Annotated in this window: 15 protein-coding genes; all 15 read right to left on the minus strand. The window is 40.0% G+C overall.

The annotated features are described in order from the left end of the window. A complete protein-coding gene (ldcB, locus tag H7U04_RS01345; protein WP_110981044.1) occupies positions 1-4074 on the minus strand; it encodes an LD-carboxypeptidase LdcB/DacB in 4074 nt (1357 codons plus the stop codon). A gap of 274 nt (positions 4075-4348) precedes the next feature. Beyond that, positions 4349-5002: a DUF6287 domain-containing protein gene (locus H7U04_RS01350; RefSeq protein WP_037600446.1), complete on the minus strand. Its 654-nt coding sequence runs from the start codon at positions 5000-5002 to the stop codon at positions 4349-4351. Positions 5003-5099: 97 nt separating this feature from the next. Further along, positions 5100-6419 carry a sensor histidine kinase gene (locus H7U04_RS01355; RefSeq protein WP_037600449.1) on the minus strand — a complete coding sequence of 440 codons (1320 nt, stop codon included), beginning with the start codon at positions 6417-6419 and terminating at the stop codon, positions 5100-5102. Continuing rightward, positions 6416-7150, minus strand: coding sequence for a response regulator transcription factor (locus H7U04_RS01360; protein WP_037600451.1), 735 nt, complete (start codon positions 7148-7150; stop codon positions 6416-6418). Before H7U04_RS01360 ends, H7U04_RS01355 begins: the two co-directional genes overlap by 4 nt. Positions 7151-7399: 249 nt before the next feature. Beyond that, on the minus strand, positions 7400-8065 hold the full coding sequence (locus H7U04_RS01365) for a DUF6287 domain-containing protein (protein ID WP_037600454.1): 666 nt from the start codon (positions 8063-8065) through the stop codon (positions 7400-7402). A gap of 137 nt (positions 8066-8202) precedes the next feature. After that, complete coding sequence (locus tag H7U04_RS01370; protein WP_037600457.1) at positions 8203-8955, minus strand: response regulator transcription factor; 753 nt, start codon at positions 8953-8955, stop codon at positions 8203-8205. 201 nt (positions 8956-9156) lie between these two features. Continuing rightward, positions 9157-11712, minus strand: a complete 2556-nt coding sequence (locus H7U04_RS01375) for an SH3 domain-containing protein (protein ID WP_201042635.1) — start codon at positions 11710-11712, stop codon at positions 9157-9159. Between the two features lie 285 nt (positions 11713-11997). After that, entirely contained in the window at positions 11998-12288 is a 291-nt protein-coding gene (locus H7U04_RS01380; RefSeq protein ID WP_201059247.1) for a hypothetical protein, read from the minus strand. A gap of 64 nt (positions 12289-12352) precedes the next feature. Further along, positions 12353-13045, minus strand: coding sequence for a DUF6287 domain-containing protein (locus tag H7U04_RS01385; RefSeq protein ID WP_038675425.1), 693 nt, complete (start codon positions 13043-13045; stop codon positions 12353-12355). Between the two features lie 138 nt (positions 13046-13183). Beyond that, positions 13184-14107: a helix-turn-helix domain-containing protein gene (locus tag H7U04_RS01390; RefSeq protein WP_037600468.1), complete on the minus strand. Its 924-nt coding sequence runs from the start codon at positions 14105-14107 to the stop codon at positions 13184-13186. Between the two features lie 178 nt (positions 14108-14285). Further along, positions 14286-16904 carry an alanine--tRNA ligase gene (alaS, locus tag H7U04_RS01395; protein WP_013990152.1) on the minus strand — a complete coding sequence of 873 codons (2619 nt, stop codon included), beginning with the start codon at positions 16902-16904 and terminating at the stop codon, positions 14286-14288. A 24-nt stretch (positions 16905-16928) separates the two neighbouring features. After that, positions 16929-17414 (minus strand): LURP-one-related/scramblase family protein, encoded by a 486-nt coding sequence (locus H7U04_RS01400; protein ID WP_037600473.1) that lies wholly within the window; start codon positions 17412-17414, stop codon positions 16929-16931. A gap of 338 nt (positions 17415-17752) precedes the next feature. Continuing rightward, complete coding sequence (locus H7U04_RS01405; protein ID WP_002890136.1) at positions 17753-18895, minus strand: peptidyl-prolyl cis-trans isomerase; 1143 nt, start codon at positions 18893-18895, stop codon at positions 17753-17755. A gap of 61 nt (positions 18896-18956) precedes the next feature. Then, the gene (locus tag H7U04_RS01410; RefSeq protein ID WP_014633986.1) at positions 18957-19664 is read right to left on the minus strand and encodes an O-methyltransferase; all 708 of its coding nucleotides are present in this window, start codon (positions 19662-19664) and stop codon (positions 18957-18959) included. 71 nt (positions 19665-19735) lie between these two features. After that, positions 19736-20956 carry an OFA family MFS transporter gene (locus H7U04_RS01415; protein WP_037600476.1) on the minus strand — a complete coding sequence of 407 codons (1221 nt, stop codon included), beginning with the start codon at positions 20954-20956 and terminating at the stop codon, positions 19736-19738. Positions 20957-21009: the final 53 nt, after the last annotated feature.

The raw sequence follows: 21009 nt of genomic DNA on the forward strand, positions 1-21009 counted from the left end.
CTAAGCAATATCAACGTAACGACGAGCACCGCTCACTGTCATGTATGAAAGCCATGTGTGACCGTCCGCTGTCAAAACCTTATCGTAGTTAACACTCATGCCCTTGTCATAGTAGGCCAACTCTGGGCTTGAAACCTTAGCTTCTGCCTTGATTGACGCACGACCTGTGAAGGTATAACGACCTGACTCTGGGAGACTTGGTTTATCGGCTGGCTTAGCAACGGGTTTTGTTTCTGGTTTAGCTTCTGCCTTGGCTGCTGCAATATCAACATAACGACGAGCACCACTTACTGTCATGTATGAAAGCCATTGACGACCATCAGCTGTCAAAAACTTGTCGTAGTTAACGCTCATACCCTTATCATAGTAGGCCAACTCTGGGCTTGAAACCTTAGCTTCTGCCTTAATTGACGCACGACCTGTGAAGGTATAAGTGCCTGATTCTGGCAGACTTGGTTTATCCGCTGGTTTAACTTCTGGTTGACTTGCCGGCTTAGACTCTGCCCTGGCTGCTGCAATGTCAACGTAACGACGAGCACCACTTGTTGTCATGTATGAAAGCCATTGACGGCCATCGGCTGTGAGAACCTTATCGTAGTTAACGCTCATACCCTTGTCATAGTAGGCTAATTCTGGGCTTGAAACCTTAGCTTCTGCCTTAATTGACGCACGACCTGTGAAGGTATAAGTGCCTGATTCTGGAAGACTTGGTTGGTCCGCTGGTTTAGCAACCGGTTTAACTTCTGGTTTAGTTTCTGTAGCTTTAACTGTTGCAATATCAACGTAACGACGGGCACCGCTTGATGTCATGTATGAAAGCCATTGATGACCATCGGCTGTCAAAACTTTGTCATAGTTAACACTCATGCCCTTGTCATAGTAGGCCAACTCTGGGCTTGAAACCTTAGCTTCTGCCTTGATTGACGCACGACCTGTGAAGGTATAAGTTCCTGTCGCTGGAAGGTTGATGGCACCTGTAGTGGCTGGTTTGCTTTCAGCAGGTTTGCTGCTAGTAGCATAATCGCCACCTTCGATACCAAAGTACTCTTCCAAGCTCAATCCTGAATCGTGGATGTCTTTAGCTTCTTTACCCACATAGCGGATATGCCATGCTTCTGGCATGTAGCCGGTTGAAGCTTCTTTACCTGCTTGGAAACGCACGATAAAGCCATAGTTATGTGCATTGTCTTTAAGCCATTGACTAGCTCGTGCATCCTCAAGCAAGTTACCTGATTTATCAGTCAAATCAAAGACCAAACCAGTTTGGTGTTCGCTATATCCAGGACGAGCTGAGTAACGATCTGCAGCTGCCTGACCATCACGGCTAACATAATTGTCGTAAAGAGTCTTTTGATAGTCATAAGAACGGAAACCACTGTATGAACGTCCGACATTCAAACCTTGGTTAATCATATCATCACGAAGGCGAACAAAGGCTGCCTTAGCTGTAGGATTTTCACCTGGATTATAGTCCTTAGAAAGACCATGCTTCTTATTGACAATGATAATATCATCATATTTACCACGAACACTATAGTAAGAACCGTTATTGGTCAATTTCCCTGTCACTTGAGTTTCAGTGATTTGAGGGACTGTAGCTGTAGTTTCTGTGATATAGGTTCTCTTACCATCCAACATATAGTAAAGATGCACAGAATAAGTACCCGCATCACCCTTATGGCTGGCTTTATCTACATGAACCTTATAGCTACCGTCTGATTGTTTGTCGGCATGATACCAAGTGAGGTCATCTTGGCCATTCTTATCTGACCAGATTGGAACACGGACTTCTTTAACTTCTTTGCCACCACCTGAAACATTGGTAACGACAACATCAAAGCCGTTAGACGTTTGGTTGGTAATCGTCAATTTTCCTGTTACTTGAGATTCAGGAACTGTGGCTGTAGTTTCGGTAATATAAGTTCGTTTACCATCCAACATGTAGTAAAGATGCACAGAATAAGTACCCGCATCACCCTTATGGCTAGCTGTGTCTACATGAACCTTGTAGCTACCGTCTGATTGTTTGTCGGCATGATACCAAGTAAGGTCATCTTGACCATTCTTATCTGACCAAATTGGAACACGCACTTCTTTAACTTCTTTGCCACCGCCTGAAACATTAGTTACGACAACATCAAAGCCATTAGACGTTTGGTTGCTGATGGTCAATTTCCCTGTCACTTGAGATTCAGGAACTGTGGCTGTAGTTTCGGTAATATAAGTTCGTTTACCATCTAACATATAGTAAAGATGCACAGAATAGGTACCAGCATCACCCTTATGGCTGGCTTTATCTACATGAACCTTGTAGCTTCCATCTGATTGTTTATCGGCATGATACCAAGTAAGATCATCTTGACCATTCTTATCTGACCAGATTGGAACACGGACTTCGTTAACTTCTTTGCCACCACCTGAAACATTAGTTACGACAACATCAAAGCCATTAGACGTTTGGTTGTCGATAGTCAATTTCCCTGTTACTTGAGATTCAGGGACTGTGGCTTTGGTTTCTGTGATATAGGTTCTCTTACCATTCAACATATAGTAAAGATGCACAGAATAGGTACCAGCATCGCCCTTATGGCTGGCTGTATCTACATGAACCTTGTAGCTACCGTCCGATTGTTTGTCAGCATGATACCAAGTGAGGTCGTCTTGACCATCTTTATTTGACCAAATTGGAACACGAACTTCTTGGACTGCCTTGCCACCACCTGAAACATTGGTAACGACAACATCAAAGCCATTAGAGGTTTGGTTGTTGATGGTAAGGTTACCAGAAACACGGTTTTCTTGTGGTTTAGACTCAGTAGTTTTCAAGGTCGCAATATCCACATAACGACGTGTACCACTGTAGCTAATGTAAGAAATCCATTGGTGGTTATCCGCAGTCAAGACCTTGTCATAGTTCACTTTGTAGCCTTTTTCCAAGGTATAAAGCGTTTCTGCAGAGGCCTTAGGTTCGTTTTTAACATTCAAGCTACGTGTCACATTATAAGTACCACTTGCTGGAAGTTTTTCAGCACCAGTAGTTTCTGGTTTTGCTTGATTAGTCTCTGTTGGTTTAACAGTTGGTGTTTCAGCTTTAGCAGGTGTCAAAGTCGCAATATCGGCATAATAGCGAACATAGTCATACCCAAGGTAAGAAATCCATTGGTGATTATCCGCAGTCAAAACTTTGTCATAGATAACATGGTCACCCTTACTGAAAACAAAAGTAGGTTTGAGGTCTGCTTTTGGTTCTTTCTTAATATCTGTGTCACGTGTAAAGTAGAAAGTTCCTGTCGCTGGGATGTTCAAAGCACCTGTTGTGGCTTGAGTGCCATTAGAAGGCTTACCATCCCCATTACCACTATTACCGTTACCACTACCAGCTGCCACTGGTTTCACTGGCGCATAACGACGCACGCCAGAGTATGATTTGTAGCTAATCCATTGGTAGCCGTCAGCCGTCACGACTTGATCGTAAAGGACGCTGTCTCCTGGATTTACATAAAATTCAGCCTTGGCAGACACCTTGGGTTGATTCTTAATCTCTGTACGTTCCTTGTAGACATGAGTCCCTTGACTTGGAAGGTCGCTGTCTGTAGTTGTAGCTGGTTGGCTCACCAAACTAGTATTGACAGCTGCTCTCGTTAAGGCAGATACCTCAAGGTTAGTGGCTGTTTCAGATGAAGCATTTGTGTTCCTTGTCACTTCTGAGCTGGCAGCTGTTGATTCAGAAATTTTATCAGCTGCTTGTGAGGTACTAGCACTCACTTCACTTCTAGCCTCGCTAGTAGCAGTTTCACTAGCGGTTTGGCTAGTTGTTGAGACTTGGCTAGCTTTCTCGCTTGATGCTACCCCATCGGTCGCTACACCATTGAAAATATCAGCTGCTGTCACAGCATCACTATCTGAGGTAGCACGCAAAGTGGCATCTGAAGGTGTTGAAACTTCATGATGCTCATCAGCCAAAGCTTGACCTGCAAAGACCAAACTTGCTCCTAAAAGGACTGATGCTGCCCCAAATGAATATTTACGAATGGAAAAACGTTGTTGTTCGTGTAAAAATTTTTCTCGTTTCATATCAATTATTCTCTCTATCGAATTGATGTTACTGTTTGATTGTAACACTCGGTGACAAACATTACAAGTATTTTACAGAATATTACTGAATATTTCTCACTTGTCCATTAGTATACCAAATTTATTTGACTTGTTCACACCTAAATCATAAACTGTCCAATTTTTGTCATAATCGAAAGTCGAAGCAAGCCATACTAATTTATTCGTAATTTTGTTAGAAAAAAGTTAAGAGAAATATAAAAGATCACTATTAAAATAGCAATCTTTTTTCATGTTAATTGCGATAAAATGGATAATTTTCTGCATCATCACTTTGACCAATAACAAGATGGTCTGAATCGCCATTACCAGTTCCAGGAATAGCCCAAAAAGCTGCGCTATCAATATCAGAAGCAATTGTTCCTGAAAAATTTCCATTATTTAAATGTCCAGAATAGAGATGATAAGTATAACCACTCCCATTTTGTACTGTGCCATCTGGTGAAATTGTAACAAATTCTCCTCGAGAGTTTGTCCAAGTACCAGCGATTGAACTATAATCACCTGAACTTAGTTGCTTCCCATTAAACGATGATGATGATTGTGTTTCTTCTCCTGTTTTTTCTTTTGTAGGCTCAGAAACTTCTCCTGAAGATAAGACCGTTTCATCAGTGTCTTTAGTTGCAGAATCTTTGGCAACAGAAGACTCACTAACCTCAACTGTTTCATCTTTTGTGTCTTCATTTTTTACATGCGGGTTTGAATTTTTCTTATCGTTCTTAGTAGATTTACTTGAGCTTGAAGATGACTTCTTAACCGTTTTGACTGGACTGCTACTTGTGCTAACACGAGCTGATTCATGGCTGTTAAACTTAGTCACCAGGAAGATGGCAAGAATAACTACGATAAGAGCTGCCACGATACCAATAAGTTTGCTTGTATTTTTCATGAGTGATGTTCCTTTTCTGATAATTTACTAGGTTATTATAATATATAGACAGCTAAATTTTTCATTGAAGTCATAAACGGTGGTTTTTTCGTCATAATCAAACCACATCTTCTATTTTTAGTGTCTGTTTAAAACGATAGTCTTTAGATTGTGTTGACAAAGAACAATTAGGATACTTCCCTAAAATCTCTCGAACAGTGGACAGACCTATACCACGTCCCTCTCCTTTACTTGAGCGACCAAGTTTAAAGATACCGACTGTATTGATAGATTCTGGAGCAATGGTATTTTCCACTATTACTACCTTTGTCTCTCCACTGATAAGAGCAATGTTTACTTCTTTAGTACTGCTATCCAAACTAGCCTCAATAGCATTATCCAAGAAGATGGACAGCACCGTTATGAAATCCAACAATTCCATCCTCGATACTTCAAAGACGTCGCTGACCTCAAGGTGAACGGTAATAGACTGTCCCTGTGCTTCCAAGATTTTACTAGTCAGGACACCTTTAACAGCTTCATCTTTAATATTAATCAAGTTGGCAATTTCGTACTGTTTTCCCTCAATCCGAGTCTTTGTTTTTTCAAGGATATTATCGTAGATATCGGAAATCATAGCTATATCCTTGGAGTCAATGCCATATTTGATACTAGACAAAACATTTAGGTAATCATGCCTGAAGCGACGAATATCCGTATAGAGTTGCTCGATTTGTTGACTATAATGAGCCAAATCACTAATTTGCCTATCTTTTTGGAGTAGGACTTCTTCTTTTAGTCTTTCACTGAAAGTCGCATTAATGTAAACAAGTGTCGCAAGAAAGAGTAAAGCATAGGTCACCACGAGATAAACATGCCAATCTCTTCCTCCAGGGCTCTGTTGCACAAAAAAGGTGATATATTGGAGAAGGGGAGCATAAGATAACATTGATATATCTATAAGCAATAAAAAGTACTTTGAAAATGACTTTCTAAAACCATAGTTCAGTGCTTTGAAATCTACTTTTAAGGTCTTAATGATTAACCAAAACACAGGAAAGACTAGCAACTCAATGACAAGGTTTAAATGAAAATGGTTAAGTACAATCAAATAATGTCGATTGATGACTAAGGCAATCCCATAAATAATAAGATTGTGAACAAGACTCTCTATGACGATTGGAAACAAGCCATAGAAAATATCTAATAACCTATTGCCATAACGATTTCTGTAGAGGGAATAAACAACCAAGAAGGCATGCCCTAAAACATAGGATAGGGCTGGAGAAAGCACAAACAAAAATCGGATAATCAAGGGGATGATGATATACCATCTTAGCTTTATCTTCTCGGAGGTAATGTATTGATAAATGACAATAAAGAGGATAATCTCCGCTAAAAAGTCTAGATTATCCAACAAAAAATTGATTGCTGTCATAGGCTGATTCTCTCAAGCAATTTCTTTAGTTTCAACTTTGAAACATAGCAAACGCCACCATTTTCAAAATAGACTGTCCCCGTACTTTTATCTAATTTGATGACATTTTCTGGGTTGATAAGGAAAGATTTGTGGCATTTAAACAGTCTAGGGTCACTCTTTTCAATTTGTGAGAGACTGCCATAAAACTCAATCTGCTCCTCTTTAGTATAAAGGATAACCTTATGAACGATATCCGAGGTCTCAAAGTACAAGATATCATGAAAGGGAACCTGAATAACGGTCTTAGCATTCTCAATCCGAAAAGCGTCTTCTGGATTCTGACTCTGTATCTTTTTGCAGGTTAATAAGATAATACTTTCCACACGCTTTTGAAAGTCCTCACCCTCCAAAGACTTATCAATAAAGTCTAGAGCTACCAGTTGGTATTGAAAAGTTAAGGGAAGATACTCTGAATGAGTCGTGAAGAAAACAATACTGGCATAGGGATCATTCTTGCGAATCTGCTTAGCCACTTCCAAACCTTTTTTAGTATCGTCTTTAATTTGAATGTCCAAGAAAAAGAGCTGATGAGACCCTCGCTCGGTAATAGACTCTAACAGTTGATTGGGTTTGTCAAAAACCTCAAAGTCCCCCACTTTAATATTATTTTTCTTAAGAATCGTATGAATAACCTCTTCAATACGATTTTGTTGGATAAAATGATCTTCTAAAACATAGATGTTAAGCATGGCATAACTTCCTTTAGCATAATCTTAAGAGAAATTCTAAGTTAGAGCATTTCTTTAATAAATGAACCTCTCTTATTTATTCAAAATGAGATTTATTGTTCTCTTTACTTATTTTACATTTTTATTACAAAAAAAAACAATAGTTTGTAACATTTTTTTGCTCCAATCAACCAAAAAAACACCCCACAAAGTTAGATTTTATCTGTCTAACTTTTGGGGTGCAGTTCATAAATAGCAATCTTTTTCGTACTAGTTACGATAATAAGGGACACCTTCAGCAGTTTGGTCCTGACCAATAACAAGGTAATCAGAGCCGTTACTACCTCCAGAAATCGCTCTCAATGCAGCTGAGCTTGTATCTGAGAAAACTCCTGCATAGAAAATATTATCTGAAACTCTTTGAGGCTTCAATTGAGCAGTATAACCTGTTGAGTTTTTAATAATTGTACCATCAGCATTAATTGTAACTGATTCACCATTCGCATTAGTCCAAGTTCCCACAAGAGAGCTAATATCACCATTGTCAAGGGCACCAAAGTCAAGCGATGATTGACTATTATTTGTGTTCTTCTCAGATTTAGCCTTATCTGTTCCAGCTGCAGATTCAGCCACTTGTCCACCATCTGTAGTGCCTGCTTGAGCTTGTTCTTGAGAGGAAACTTTAGGTGCTACTGCTGAGGCCTGATTGTCATTTTCTTCATTTGTGACTGCTGAAGATGATGATTGAACTGATTTCTTATCCTTCTTAACAGCCTTACTTGAGCTTGAAGATGACTTCTTAACCGTTTTGACTGGACTGCTACTTGTGCTAACACGAGCTGATTCATGGCTGTTAAATTTAGACACCAAAAAGATAGCGAGGATAACTACGATAAGGGCTAATACTAAACCAATAAGTTTACTTGTATTTTTCATGAGTGATGTCCTTTACTGATAATTTACTCGGATATTATAATACAAAAACAGCTAAATTTTTCATTGAAGTCATAAACGGTCGTTTTTTCGTCATAATCAGAAAATAACATTTAAAATAAAAATACTATATATATATATCAAACTGCCATGGGTTTTGGAACAAGCATCTTAGCAACAATCTCTTTTTGTTTAGCTTTCGAAACCAAGCATGACTCTCCATTTTCAAAATAAATTACACCTAACTCTTTGTCCAATCTCACAATGTTTTCGGGATTTACAACAAATGATTTATGGCATTTATATAGTCTGCAGTCTTGTTTCACAATTTTTGACAATTGACCATAGAACTCAATCTGCTCTTCCGTTGTATGAAGAATCACCTTATGAACTGTTGGAGATGTTTCAAAATAAAGAATCTTATGAAAAGGAACTTGTATAGTTGCATTCTTTGTATCTACCGTAAAAGCACACTCTATTTGGCTCAAACCATTTTTAGAAAGTACTAATCCAATATCAGAAATAATCCTATCTTCATATTCAATATCAGGCAAATTCTTGTCAATAAAATCAAGTGCAGCTAAGCGATACTGAAAGGTTGAAGGTAGGAGTTCGGGATGTGCTGTGATGAAAACAATACTAGCATAAGGATCTCGCTCACGAATCTGTTGAGCAACCAATACTCCCCCTTCGATATCACTATCAGATCCAATATCTAGAAAAAACAGTAAATGCGAGCCCCTTTCCGTAATACGCTCTAATAATTGATTGGGTTTATCGTATAAATTGACCTTCCCAATTCTTAAAATATATATTTGTTTAGACTTGTGGATGGCATCCTCAAGACGAGCTTGTTGAAAATAATCTTCTTCTAAAACAAAAATATCTAACATGCTCAATACCTCCGTTTTATAACATTTCCTTTCAATAACTTGATGAATTAGCTACTTATAGAACGAATCCTATACTTTCATTTTGATTCTACAACTTTCTCTAATTTACGGCAAATATTTTCAAAACATATTGAACAATATATTTATTCAACTCTTGAAACTAAAAAACACCACCCTCAAAAGAGAGTGATGTTACGAATCTTAAGAAATATCCACATAGCGTCTTGCACCGCTATAGGTTACATAAGACAACCAGGTGTGGCCATCAGCTGTAAGGACCTTGTCATAGCGAACGGACATGCCTTTATCATAGTAGGCTAACTCTGGGCTTGCAACGCTTGGTTGATCCTTGATAGAGCTAGGTTTGGTAAAGGTATAGGTGCCAGTTGCCGCTAGGCTTGGACTTGCTGGTTGAGCAACTGCTGTTGCCTTAGCATCAATAGCAATGTAACGGCGGTTGCCTCCATGGCTAACATAAGAGAGCCAGGTATGACCATCTGCAGTCACCAATCTGTCATAGTTAACGGACATACCAGCATCATAGTAGGCCAACTCTGGACTTGCCACACTTGGTTCTGCTTTAATGCTAGAGCGTTCCTTGAAAGTATAGGTACCAGATGAAGGTGTACTTGGTTGGACTGGTTGTTCTACAGGTTTAGTTACACTTGTTGGTGCGATAGCAACATAGAAACGATGTCCTGAATAGCTGAGATAAGAAAGCCATGTATAGCCATCATTATTGACAACCTTGTCATAGTTGACTGACATACCAGCATCGTAGTAGCTAACATCTGGGTTGGCTACCAAAGGTTGAGTCTTAATGCCAGAACGAGCAGTAAAGGTGTATGAACCTGAAGCTGGAAGGTTGTGGCGGGTTGCATTTTGAACTGGAACAGTTGTGCTAGTGCCTCCGATACCTACCATTTTACCATCTTGGACATAGTAGAGATGGACAATGTATTCACCTGCTTCAGCCTTATGGTCACTAACATTGATACGAACCTTGTAGCTACCATCATTTTGTCTGCTAGCTTGGTGCCATACAAGATCGTCTTGACCGTTTTGAGCTGTCCAAACTGGAACACTTACGCCTTGGATAGCTTTATCACCACCAGAAACATTAGTGATATGAACGTCAAAACCAAGGTTAGAGAGATTTTCAATATTGATAGTACCGCTTGGTTTGCTTTCTTGTTGAGCAAGTTTAGACACGGCTACATAACGGCGGTTGCCATTGTAGCTGAGGTAAGAAAGCCATTGGTAACCATCACCACTGACAATCTTGTCGTAGTTGACTGACATGCCAGCATCGTAGTAGGCCAACTCTGGACTTGCCACACGAGGTTCTGCCTTGATGCTAGAACGTTCTTTGAAGGTGTAAGTTCCTGCATCAGGAAGGCTATAGCTAGTAGTTGTATGAGTTTCTTCAACTTTGGCAGGAACTGTGTAAGTTATGCCACCCACACCAACTAATTTACCATTAGTTTCAACATAGTAAAGATGAACATTGTAGAGGCCACGTTCATTCTTGTGGTCAGTTAGACTGACGTTAACCTTGTAGTTACCATTGTTAAGACGAGTCGCATTGTACCAGATGATGTCATCTTGACCATTCTTTTCAGACCAGATTGGAACAGATACCCCAAGGACACCGTTTTGATCTGAAACATTACTGATAACCACACTAAAGTCACCATTATCATGGCTTTCAATAGCAATATCGCCTCTTGGTTTAGCTACAGCCTCTGCTGCAGCACCTAGATCGACGTAACGACGAGTACCATTGTATGACACATAGGAAATCCAACGGTGGTTGTCAGCAAGCAAAGATCTATCGTAGTTGACTGACATGCCTGGATCAAAATTGAACTCAGTCTTGGCAGTCAAGCTAGGTTGGTTCTTCACATCTGCAGGTTTAGTAAAGTAATAAGTACCACGTTCAGGGATGACTTCATCTCTAGTTGCTTCAGTGGTGCTATTAGTGTTTTCAGCCTTCAATGCTGCGATATCAGCGTAGTAGCGTTCATAGTCGTAGCCAATGTAAGAAATCCATTGATGATTGTCTCTCTTCAAGACCTTATCATAGATAACATGGTCACCTGCACTAAAGACAAAGGCAGGTTTGATATCCATGATAGGCGCTGTACGAATTTCAGTTGTGCGACGGAAATAAAAAGTACCGTTTGATGGGATATCAAGAGAACCATCAGCAGTCACTGGACCATCTACACCAGGTTGACGTGTTTCGACAGCTTCACGGTCAGTACCTCTAACTTCTGCTACTTCTGAAGTTGCGGAACGGTTAGTCTCACTTGCTGCTTCAGAGCTAGCTACTGATGACACTTCAGAACGTGGACTAGCCACTTCTGATCTAGAAACAGTAGCAACAGCAGATGCAGAATGAGCAACCTCTGCCGGTACTTCCAAAGAAGCAGCCTCGCTAGCTACTACACTACTAGCTTCAGAAGAAGCAACTTCACTGCTGGCAAGCTTAGGTCTTGGCGCTTCAGATCTTGAAGCTGGTTGATTGAGGACATCGGTAACAGCTTCTGAAGTCGCCTGGTCGATTTGAAGTGGTTCAGAATTATTTACAAAAACTTCATAATCCTTGCTGGAACTTGCGCCATTGGCTTGTTCCTGAGCCAAAGCATGTCCACCAAGCATCAAGCTCGCACCAATCAAGACTGATGCAGCTCCAAAAGAATATTTACGAATTGAGTAACGTTGACGTTCCTTAACAACATATGCCTTTCTCATTTTGATCACTCTCACTTTCTAGGCTGTTTGATAAAACTTGGAACCGTTTTCACATTTCTATTATACCCCTTTGAAATATTTTTTACAATTATTTCAATATTATTACTAAACTTTATTTTGTAGAAAATTGATATCTAATTCTTTCAAATAACTATAATTAAGAAAACCCCCAAGAACTACCTGAGGGCTTTTGCTACATCTAATTCCTTGACACATTAAGCAAATCTGAATAGATTAATTAATTCATTCTGGGTTGATTTGACTATAGGTATCAATCTGGTCTAACTATGATTCATCATAGATGTATTCTTCTAAATGTTCAGTCACTGTAATCTCATCGCAGGAGCTAACATTTTGAAAGTCCTTAATGTAAACAATTTTATACTGATTTGGTAGAAGTAATGGAAAGGCAATTGGCTTTCCATTCTTACACACGCAAAACATCTGAAGGCTATCTGTTACGTTACTAATAAAGACAAACGGAAACAAATGAGGACTGGGAGAATCCAAATAGTGATAGGTCCCCTTTAAGGTACCACTAGTACTTCTCACTTCTCCATGTTCTTTTTGAGACATTTTTAAAGCGTACTCCTTCTACTACTTGTAATTTCCTTTTCTTAAGTACCGAGGGACAATACCATTAATCTAATTTATTGTAAACATGCATTCGACCATATATCGCATCAGAACCGAAACGAATCTGTCCATTACTATCAAAGAAAATTGGGTCACTAGTTGGTCCATCATTATGAGCAAATCCTGCTACATAACCGCCATCTTGAGCAAAACCATTAAAGAGCTGACTACTTGTATCACTATAACCACTTTCAGCACCAACACGGGTTACACTACCGGATGGGGATACTGTAATTGTGTCCCCTAAGTCATTTTGATAGGTACCAGCAACACTAGAGAAATCACCATTAGCCATTGCCGTAGCATCAACCACTGTGGTAGCTGGTGTTTGTTCCGCTGAAGCAGCTGGTTGTTCTGTAGGAGTTCCTTGATTTACTCCAGCTGTTTCTTCACTAGGATTTGTTGGAGCAACTTCTTGTTGAGTAGATCCAGCAACATTTCCGGCTGATGGTTGTGAAGCCGTTTCTCCAGAGGTTGCCTTTGAGACCTCTTCTGAACTAGAAGATTTTGTCTTTTGCTCAGACTTCTTCGTTTTTTCTTTTGAAGATGGTTTTGTCGATTTCACTTTCTGACTAACCTTACTAGAGCTCGATGTTAATGTAGCTTCCTTCTTGTTATTACCACATGCACCAAGTAATAGAACGGAAGTTAAAGCGAGTGCGGTTAAAGTTGTGAAACGTTTTGTAGCAGGTTTCATAATAATTCTCCTTATTACTCTATTTTAGACTGTGTCATTTTCAAAAATCTCAATGAAATAAGTTATATTCTTTAATTCTTCTTATGGGTATAATATACTGCATATTAGAAAAAAAGAACAGGACACGTATGTCCTGCTCTATTCTTTCATAGCATCTCTCATTTTCTCTGATATGATGTCAGTTAAAGAGGTGTCTCCTAGCAATCTAGCCAAGATTATCCCTTCTTGATAGGCCTTTTTAGCCTCAAAAATATCATTCTTTACAACATATAGATACTGTCCCTCTAGCATTCTCAAAATTGGTTTTTTCTGATAATCTTGAGTTTCCTCCATAATGTGATGCAGTTGATTGAATGCTACTTCCGATAAATGAAACTTTTTTCGTTCATATTCAACTATTGGAACCATTAATAAGGCATCCCTAAGTAAAAATAGATACTCCGTGGGAATACTATCATAACTATTTATAAGATTCCTACAAATGGTATAAAAGGTCCCTTCACTAAACCCATCTGACCGCATACTATCACCATCTCCTAACGAGATTTGATATAGTTCTATAAGTAGTAGGTCATTGATAGTGTATACCCTTTTCTCACATAATGAAGGTAAACTCTTCTCCAATATGCTCATGCCAAATTTTTGGTGTGTCTTTGAAGTATATGAGTAAAGTTTTGACTGTAAAATATCAACGACCCTCTGTTCATCAACTGGCAAATCATCATAATAGATATCAATAATTTTACCCAGCTTTTCGTCTAGTTTCATTAGGTTATTTGGCTTATCTAAACTAGTCGCATGCATCAATTGATATTTGAGATTGAGGTATTCTACCGGCAACTTTGAGCCTATAGCCCTCTCTCCAAGCAATTCCGATAAAGATATATTCAGACGTCTTGCCAAGTGCTCTAAGGTCTCTAATTTAGGTTGAGACTTCCCTGTTTCTATACGTGTCAATTGCCGTACTGATAAAACCTCATCCCCTTCACAAAATTTTTCTTTAGTGAATCCTTGTGCTAATCTCAACTCTCTTAACCGATGACCAAAGTCTTGTCCAAACATCGCTAGCTCCCTTTTACTTGAAACTATTATAATTTTTATGATTTGTAATAGTATACCACCCAGTATTCACTATTTCAATTATGAAACGAAAATAATCATTACTTTCAATACCACTTACAAAGAAAAAAAGATAGGATTTTCATCCTATCTTTTCAAGTTACTTTTATTGTATCACATCTTAGAGCTGTTCTGCTACTGCTGAAAGAAGATCTTGGATACCATTGGCATCGCTACCACCGGCCATGGCCATATCTGGTTTACCACCACCACGACCTGATACGATTGGTGCGAGAACCTTGATAACATTACCTGCGTGAACATCTTTAGACTTGCTTGCTACAAGAACATTAACTTTTTCGCCAATGTGAGCTGCAAGGACAAGGACGTCAGAGTAGTCTGCTTGTTTCCATTGGTCCGCGAAGGTACGAAGGGCACCTGCATCAGAAACTTCTACTTGGCTAGCAATGTAACGAACACCGTTAGCTTCTTTAACATCTTTGAAGACGTCACCAGCTGCAGCTGCAGCTGCCTTTTCTTTAAGCGCAGCATTTTCTTTTTGAAGGGCATGCAATTGCTCTTGAAGGCTAGCAACCTTGTTAGGCACTTCTTTCAATTGTGGTGCTTTAAGTGTTGCTGCGATTGCTTTGAGGGCATCTTCTTCTTCACGGTAAGCAAGGTAAGCTTCACGTGATGTCACTGCCAAGATACGACGTGTTCCTGAACCGATACCTTCTTCTTTGACAATCTTGAACATACCGATTTCAGCAGTGTTGGCAACGTGCGTACCACCACAAAGCTCAACAGAGTAATCACCGATTGAAACGACACGAACATTCTTACCATATTTTTCACCAAAAAGGGCCATAGCTCCCATTGATTTAGCAGTGTCAATGTCTGTTTCAATAGTTGTTACTGGAGTGGCTTTCCAGATTTCTTCGTTGACTTGTTCTTCGATAGCACGCAATTCTTCTGGAGTTACAGCCTCAAAGTGAGTGAAGTCGAAACGCAAGAATTCTTGTTCATTAAGAGAACCAGCTTGAACAGCATGATCACCAACGATATTATGAAGGGCAGCATGCAAGAGGTGAGTCGCTGTGTGGTTCTTCATAACACGGTGACGACGTGTGTGGTCAATTTCAAGTTTGTAGTTAGCACCTACAACAAGTTCACCTTCAACCTCAACAGTGTGAAGGGCTTGTCCATTTGGTGCACGTTGAACATCAACCACACGCGCAACAACAGTACCAGCTGCATCTGAGATCGTACCGTGGTCTGCTACTTGTCCACCCATTTCAGCATAGAATGGTGTTTGTTCAAAGACAAGGAGTGCTTGACCAGAGTTAACACTATCATGACGAGCATCATCAGCAACGATAACGCTCAAACGGCTTTCAGCTGTTTCAGCTTCATACAAGAACTCAGATGGTTCAGTGATGTTGGCGAGGGTTTCATTTTGCATACCCATAGAACCACCTTTAACCACGCTAGCACGCGCACGTTCTTGTTGTTCTTTCATGGCAGCTTTAAAACCTTCATGGTCAATCTTGAAGCCTTCATCTTCAGCCAACTCTTCTGTCAATTCCACTGGGAATCCATAAGTATCGTAAAGTTTAAAGATGTCTTTACCTTCAAGCGTATCTTTACCAGATTTCTTAAGGTTAGCAAGAAGCTCGTCAAGCATGCTTGAACCTGCATCGATGGTACGTGCAAAGGTTTCTTCTTCACGTTTAACGATTTTTTCGATAAAGTCTTTCTTCTCAAGAACTTCTGGGTAATAGCTTTCCATGATTTGACCAACAGTTGGAACAAGTTTGTACAAGAAAGCATCAGAAATGCCGAGACGACGGCCGTGCATTACGGCACGACGGAGAAGACGACGAAGGACATAACCACGACCTTCATTACCTGGAAGGGCACCATCACCAATGGCAAATGCCAATGAACGGATGTGGTCAGCAATAACCTTGAAGCTCATTGTGTCACCATCTGGATCATAAGTTTTACCAGACATTTTTTCGATTTCACGAATGATAGGCATGAAGAGGTCTGTTTCAAAGTTTGTTTTAGCCCCTTGCATCACGGCTACAAGACGTTCAAGACCTGCGCCCGTATCAATGTTTTTATTAGGAAGTTCCTTGTATTCTGAACGTGGAACAGCTGGGTCTGCATTGAATTGTGACAAAACGATGTTCCAAATTTCAATGTAACGGTCGTTTTCAATATCTTCTTCAAGCAAACGGATACCAATATTGTCAGGGTCAAAGTCTTCGCCACGGTCAAAGAAGATTTCAGTATCTGGTCCTGAAGGTCCAGCACCGATTTCCCAGAAGTTATCTTCAATTGGAATCAAATGACTAGGTTCAACACCACAAGCAATCCAGCGGTTGTATGAATCTTTATCATCTGGATAGTAAGTCATGTAAAGTTTGTCTTTTGGAAAATCAAACCACTCTGGGCTTGTCAAAAGCTCATAACCCCATTCGATAGCTTCATCACGGAAGTAATCACCAACTGAGAAGTTACCAAGCATTTCAAACATAGTGTGGTGACGAGCTGTCTTACCAACGTTTTCGATATCGTTGGTACGGATAGCTTTTTGTGAGTTAGTGATACGTGGATTTTCAGGAATTACTGAGCCATCAAAGTATTTTTTCAAAGTGGCAACCCCTGAGTTAATCCAAAGAAGGGTTGGATCGTTAACTGGAACCAAGTTAGCTGATGGTTCAACAGCGTGACCTTTTGATTTCCAGAAATCAAGCCACATTTGACGAATTTGTGCTGAAGTAAGTTGTTTCATTGTTTCTCCTTAATCAATTGTTTCTTATTTTGAGCTATTCTCGAGCATTTCCACATAGTCAATAGCGACACATAGGGAAATGGCTAAATCGGCATAAGTATTTTCATAAACGGTAACAGTATAGGTCGATGTTAGATGGAAGAGTTCCTTTTGAATCCTAGCAACTACCTGATCTTGACTATTAAGCAGTTGAAAATCCAGGTCCCAAATATTCCCCTCTATTCGCAAGTCAAGATTATCGACATCATACTTATCACGAAGAAAGGTTAATTTTTTACGAATGTAAAAACTCGAACCATCCTGTAAATCCACCGTAAATTTGGGTAAGAGACTAATAGGCTCCTTGGTGATATGACTGATCTCACGACCATCCTCGCCAAAAATCGTAAAGGTCTTTGGAATCTTAAAAAAGGATCCTTCGACCTGGTAGGCAACTCTACCTTGATCATCCTTGATATCAAATCGTTCACCGCCCAATCGAAACTTCTGTTTGACAAAATAGGTTTTCATACGCCACCTCCAATAATGTCATACATTGCATTCAGAAAATACCCAAAGAATAAAAGACAAGACCACTAAACGAAGGGCGACGTGAACCGCGGTACCACCTTCATTCAATGAACTTGTCATTCTTATTTGTCTTTAATTGTAAACTTTGAGTAGCAAGTAATCAGATTCGTCCGTGGCTCGCAGCGACCGCCATTTTTCTGTATCAGAAGCAATGATTACCAATCTCAAAGGGAAGGCTAAAAATGTCATGATATTAGAACTTTCAGCCACTCTCCATTTTAACGTGTTTTAGGTCTTAGGTCAAGCTGATAATAGCATTATCAACTCTATCTTGTGATTTATTTGCTAGAGCTTGATGATGAACTTGATGAAGCCCCAGAACCAGTCACATACTGGTCAAGAATTGCGCTGAAGGCCTTGTCTACAACTTTAACATTGTATTTCTTAAGGACCTTAGCAATCACTGAGTTAGTGAAGTTAGTATCAGCTTTCTTACCATTGATGATAACCTTAGTCAAATCATCCTTATAGTTTTTCCAATCTGCATTTTTCTCAGCTTTTGAAACAGTTTTGACGATATAGTAAGTTGCAGCACCAGTTGAACTGTTTGAAACGGTCACTACGTCAGAAACGGCATTAGCATCTTGTTTGAAGGCTGCTGTCAAAACATCTGCTGGGAAGTCTTGAGAAGCTGAGTTAACTGTCTTAGAAGCCACTTCCAAGCTGTTATCTTTAGCAACTTGTGAGAAGTCTGCTCCTTCTGCTTTAGCTTCAGAGTCTACCTTATCTGCCACTGCTTTATCAGTAGTTGAAACTACTTGTACCTCTGTATTTGGTGTGTAGTTATCATAGGCGGCCTTGTAATTTGCTTCAGTCAAATCTTTTTGTGCGGCTTGGTTAACAGCATACTCAACCAATTTTTGTGTACGGATTTGAGTACGGTATGACTCTTCTGTTTGACCATAGGCTGCAAGTACTTGTGAGAATTGATCTCCGTATTGTTCTGAAGCTTGCTTATAAGCTTTGTCTACGTCTTCTTTGCTGACTTTGCTACCATATTCTTTTTCAAGAGCCTTTTGCAAAGTTGCACTCAAAACACTTTGTTGTGTTTGGCTGCTACCTTTAAGTGAATCAAAGACATCACCGACAGTAACAGTATCACCTTTCATAGATACCAAAGTTGTTTCTTCAGTCGTTTTGTTACCTAGAGAAACATACATAGCACCTGCACCAACGAGAGCTGAAACAGCTACAAGGGCAAGACCTCCGAGGAAGCGGCCACCTGAGCTTGGTTTACCAGCATCACGTGTCTTTTTCGTTTTAGCACGTTTAGCTTTTTCTTTCGCTTTTTCACTAGCGAGGGCGATGCTTTCCTCTTCTTCTTTTTGGCGATCAAGATGCTCTTGTTCTGCGTCTTTGTCTGCTACAACCTCTTCAACAGTTTCTTCTGTCGACTCAAGGTTTTCATTTTCTTTAGCCATTCTATCTACTCCTTAAATTGTCAATATCTTTGTTATTATACCACACTTACTTAAATAATGCTTAATCTGGCAAGATAATATTTTCAGAATTTTTCCGAAGCATAAGAAGTCCGTCACTCATAGGGACCAAACTAGCAGTCAAACCAGGGTTATCTAAGGTCGCATCAAAAAGACGATGCAAACCACGGTAAATCGTACGCTGACCACGACGAACCTCCATGATGTCTTTGGCAATATCCCCCCCTTGGAAGATATCATCAAAGACAATGACACCACCTACCTTGAGACGTTTTAGGATTTCAGGCAGAAAGACGATATATTTAGACTTGGCTGAGTCCATAAAAACAAAATCATAATCAGTGTCCAAATCTTGCAAAACTTCTGCTGCATCACCTTCGACCAAGGTAATTTGTTTGCGGCTGTCATACTTGGCTAGATTTTCCTTGGCAAAGCCAATCATTTCTTCATTACGATCAACCGTTGTAATCTGAGCATCAGGCGCATATTCAGCCATAAGAAGGGCTGAAAAACCAATAGCCGTTCCTACCTCAAGGATTTTCTTAGGCTGCAAGGTCTGTAACAAAAATCGGAAATAAGCAACAACTTCGTGCTGGATAATTGGAATATTTTCCTTACGAGCAAAGGCCTCCAGCTCAGCCAAATGCCCTTTATTTTCCTGAAGATGCGTTCGCATGTAATCCACGATATCCTTGTTTACTACTGGGCGACGCATGTTGTGATTTGCGTTTTTACTATATGATTTAACCATGTGTTTTATTATATAAAAAATCCCTAGCGAGTGCTAGAGATTTTTCTTATCTATAACTCAAATCCTCATCATTAGACTACTTGACGAATAACCCTCTTTTTCAAGAGGTAAGCAATAACTAAAGCTACCACGTAAAGAGCAATAAAAACAAGCAAGGTCATCTGGTAAGATTTTGTCAATTCATAGGTTACCGACAGGAGCATTGGTCCCACTAAGGCTGCCATAGCCCAGGCAGTCAGAATATAACCATGAAGGGTAGCCAATTCCTTTGCCCCAAAGATATCGCTAAGGTAGGGAGGAATCAAGGAGAATCCTGCCCCGTAGCAAGTCATCAGAACAGCCATCGCAACCACAAAGACAAGTGGAACTTGCAGGACAATTAGGAGGATAGCCATAACGATATTAACCGCAAAGAGGAGGATAAAGGTCTTCGGACGCCCAATATAATCCGACAAGCCTGCCCACAGAAGGCGACCAAAACCATTAAAGATTCCCATAACACCGACAACAACTGCTGCTGATTCCGCTGACATCCCAACCATATCTTGAGCCATTGGAGAAATAGCAGAGACAAGGGCTAAGCCACATGAGATATTGATAAACAAGATAAGCCATAACCAGTAGAAAGTTGACGATTTCAGAGCTTCATTAGCCGTAACCCCTTTGCTCAAATCAGCAGCCTGTCGGTTTGGACTCTCGTCAGCCAACAGTTGTGCTTCCTCTACACTTGGTCGTTTAATGAATTGTGAGACAAAAAGCATCACAATAAAATAAACAACTCCCAAGATATAAAAGGTCTGCTCAACACCACGTGCCTGAATCAGATATTGGGCAATAGGGCTAGTCAAGAGCGATGCGAAGCCAAAGCCCATAATGGCAAGACCAGTCGCAAGCCCACGCTTGTCAGGAAACCACTTAATGATGGTTGAAACAGGCGTAATATACCCCACACCCAGTCCTAGACCACCAAGAATACCGTAACCAAGATAAAGTATCCACAGCTCTCCCTGAGCAATGGCAACTCCTGTTAGAATGTTACCTCCGGCATAGAGAACAGCCGACATACTCCCAGTCACTCTAGGACCAAATTTTTCAACCAAACGTCCCATGAAGGCTGCAGAAAGACCAAGACAAAAGATGGCCAATGAAAAGGCAAAAGAAACTGAAGATTGATCCCAGCCAGTCTGGGCCATAATAGGATTACGATAGATACTCCAAGCATAGGTAGACCCCAACATAAGATGGAGTAAGACACCACACGTTGCTACAAGATAACGATTGGTTGTTTTCACAAAAACCTACTTTCTATTTCTGAACACGGTTCACTTATCAATTATAAAACGTT

Source organism: Streptococcus sp. 22.1, assembly GCF_016648645.1.
Lineage (GTDB): Bacteria > Bacillota > Bacilli > Lactobacillales > Streptococcaceae > Streptococcus.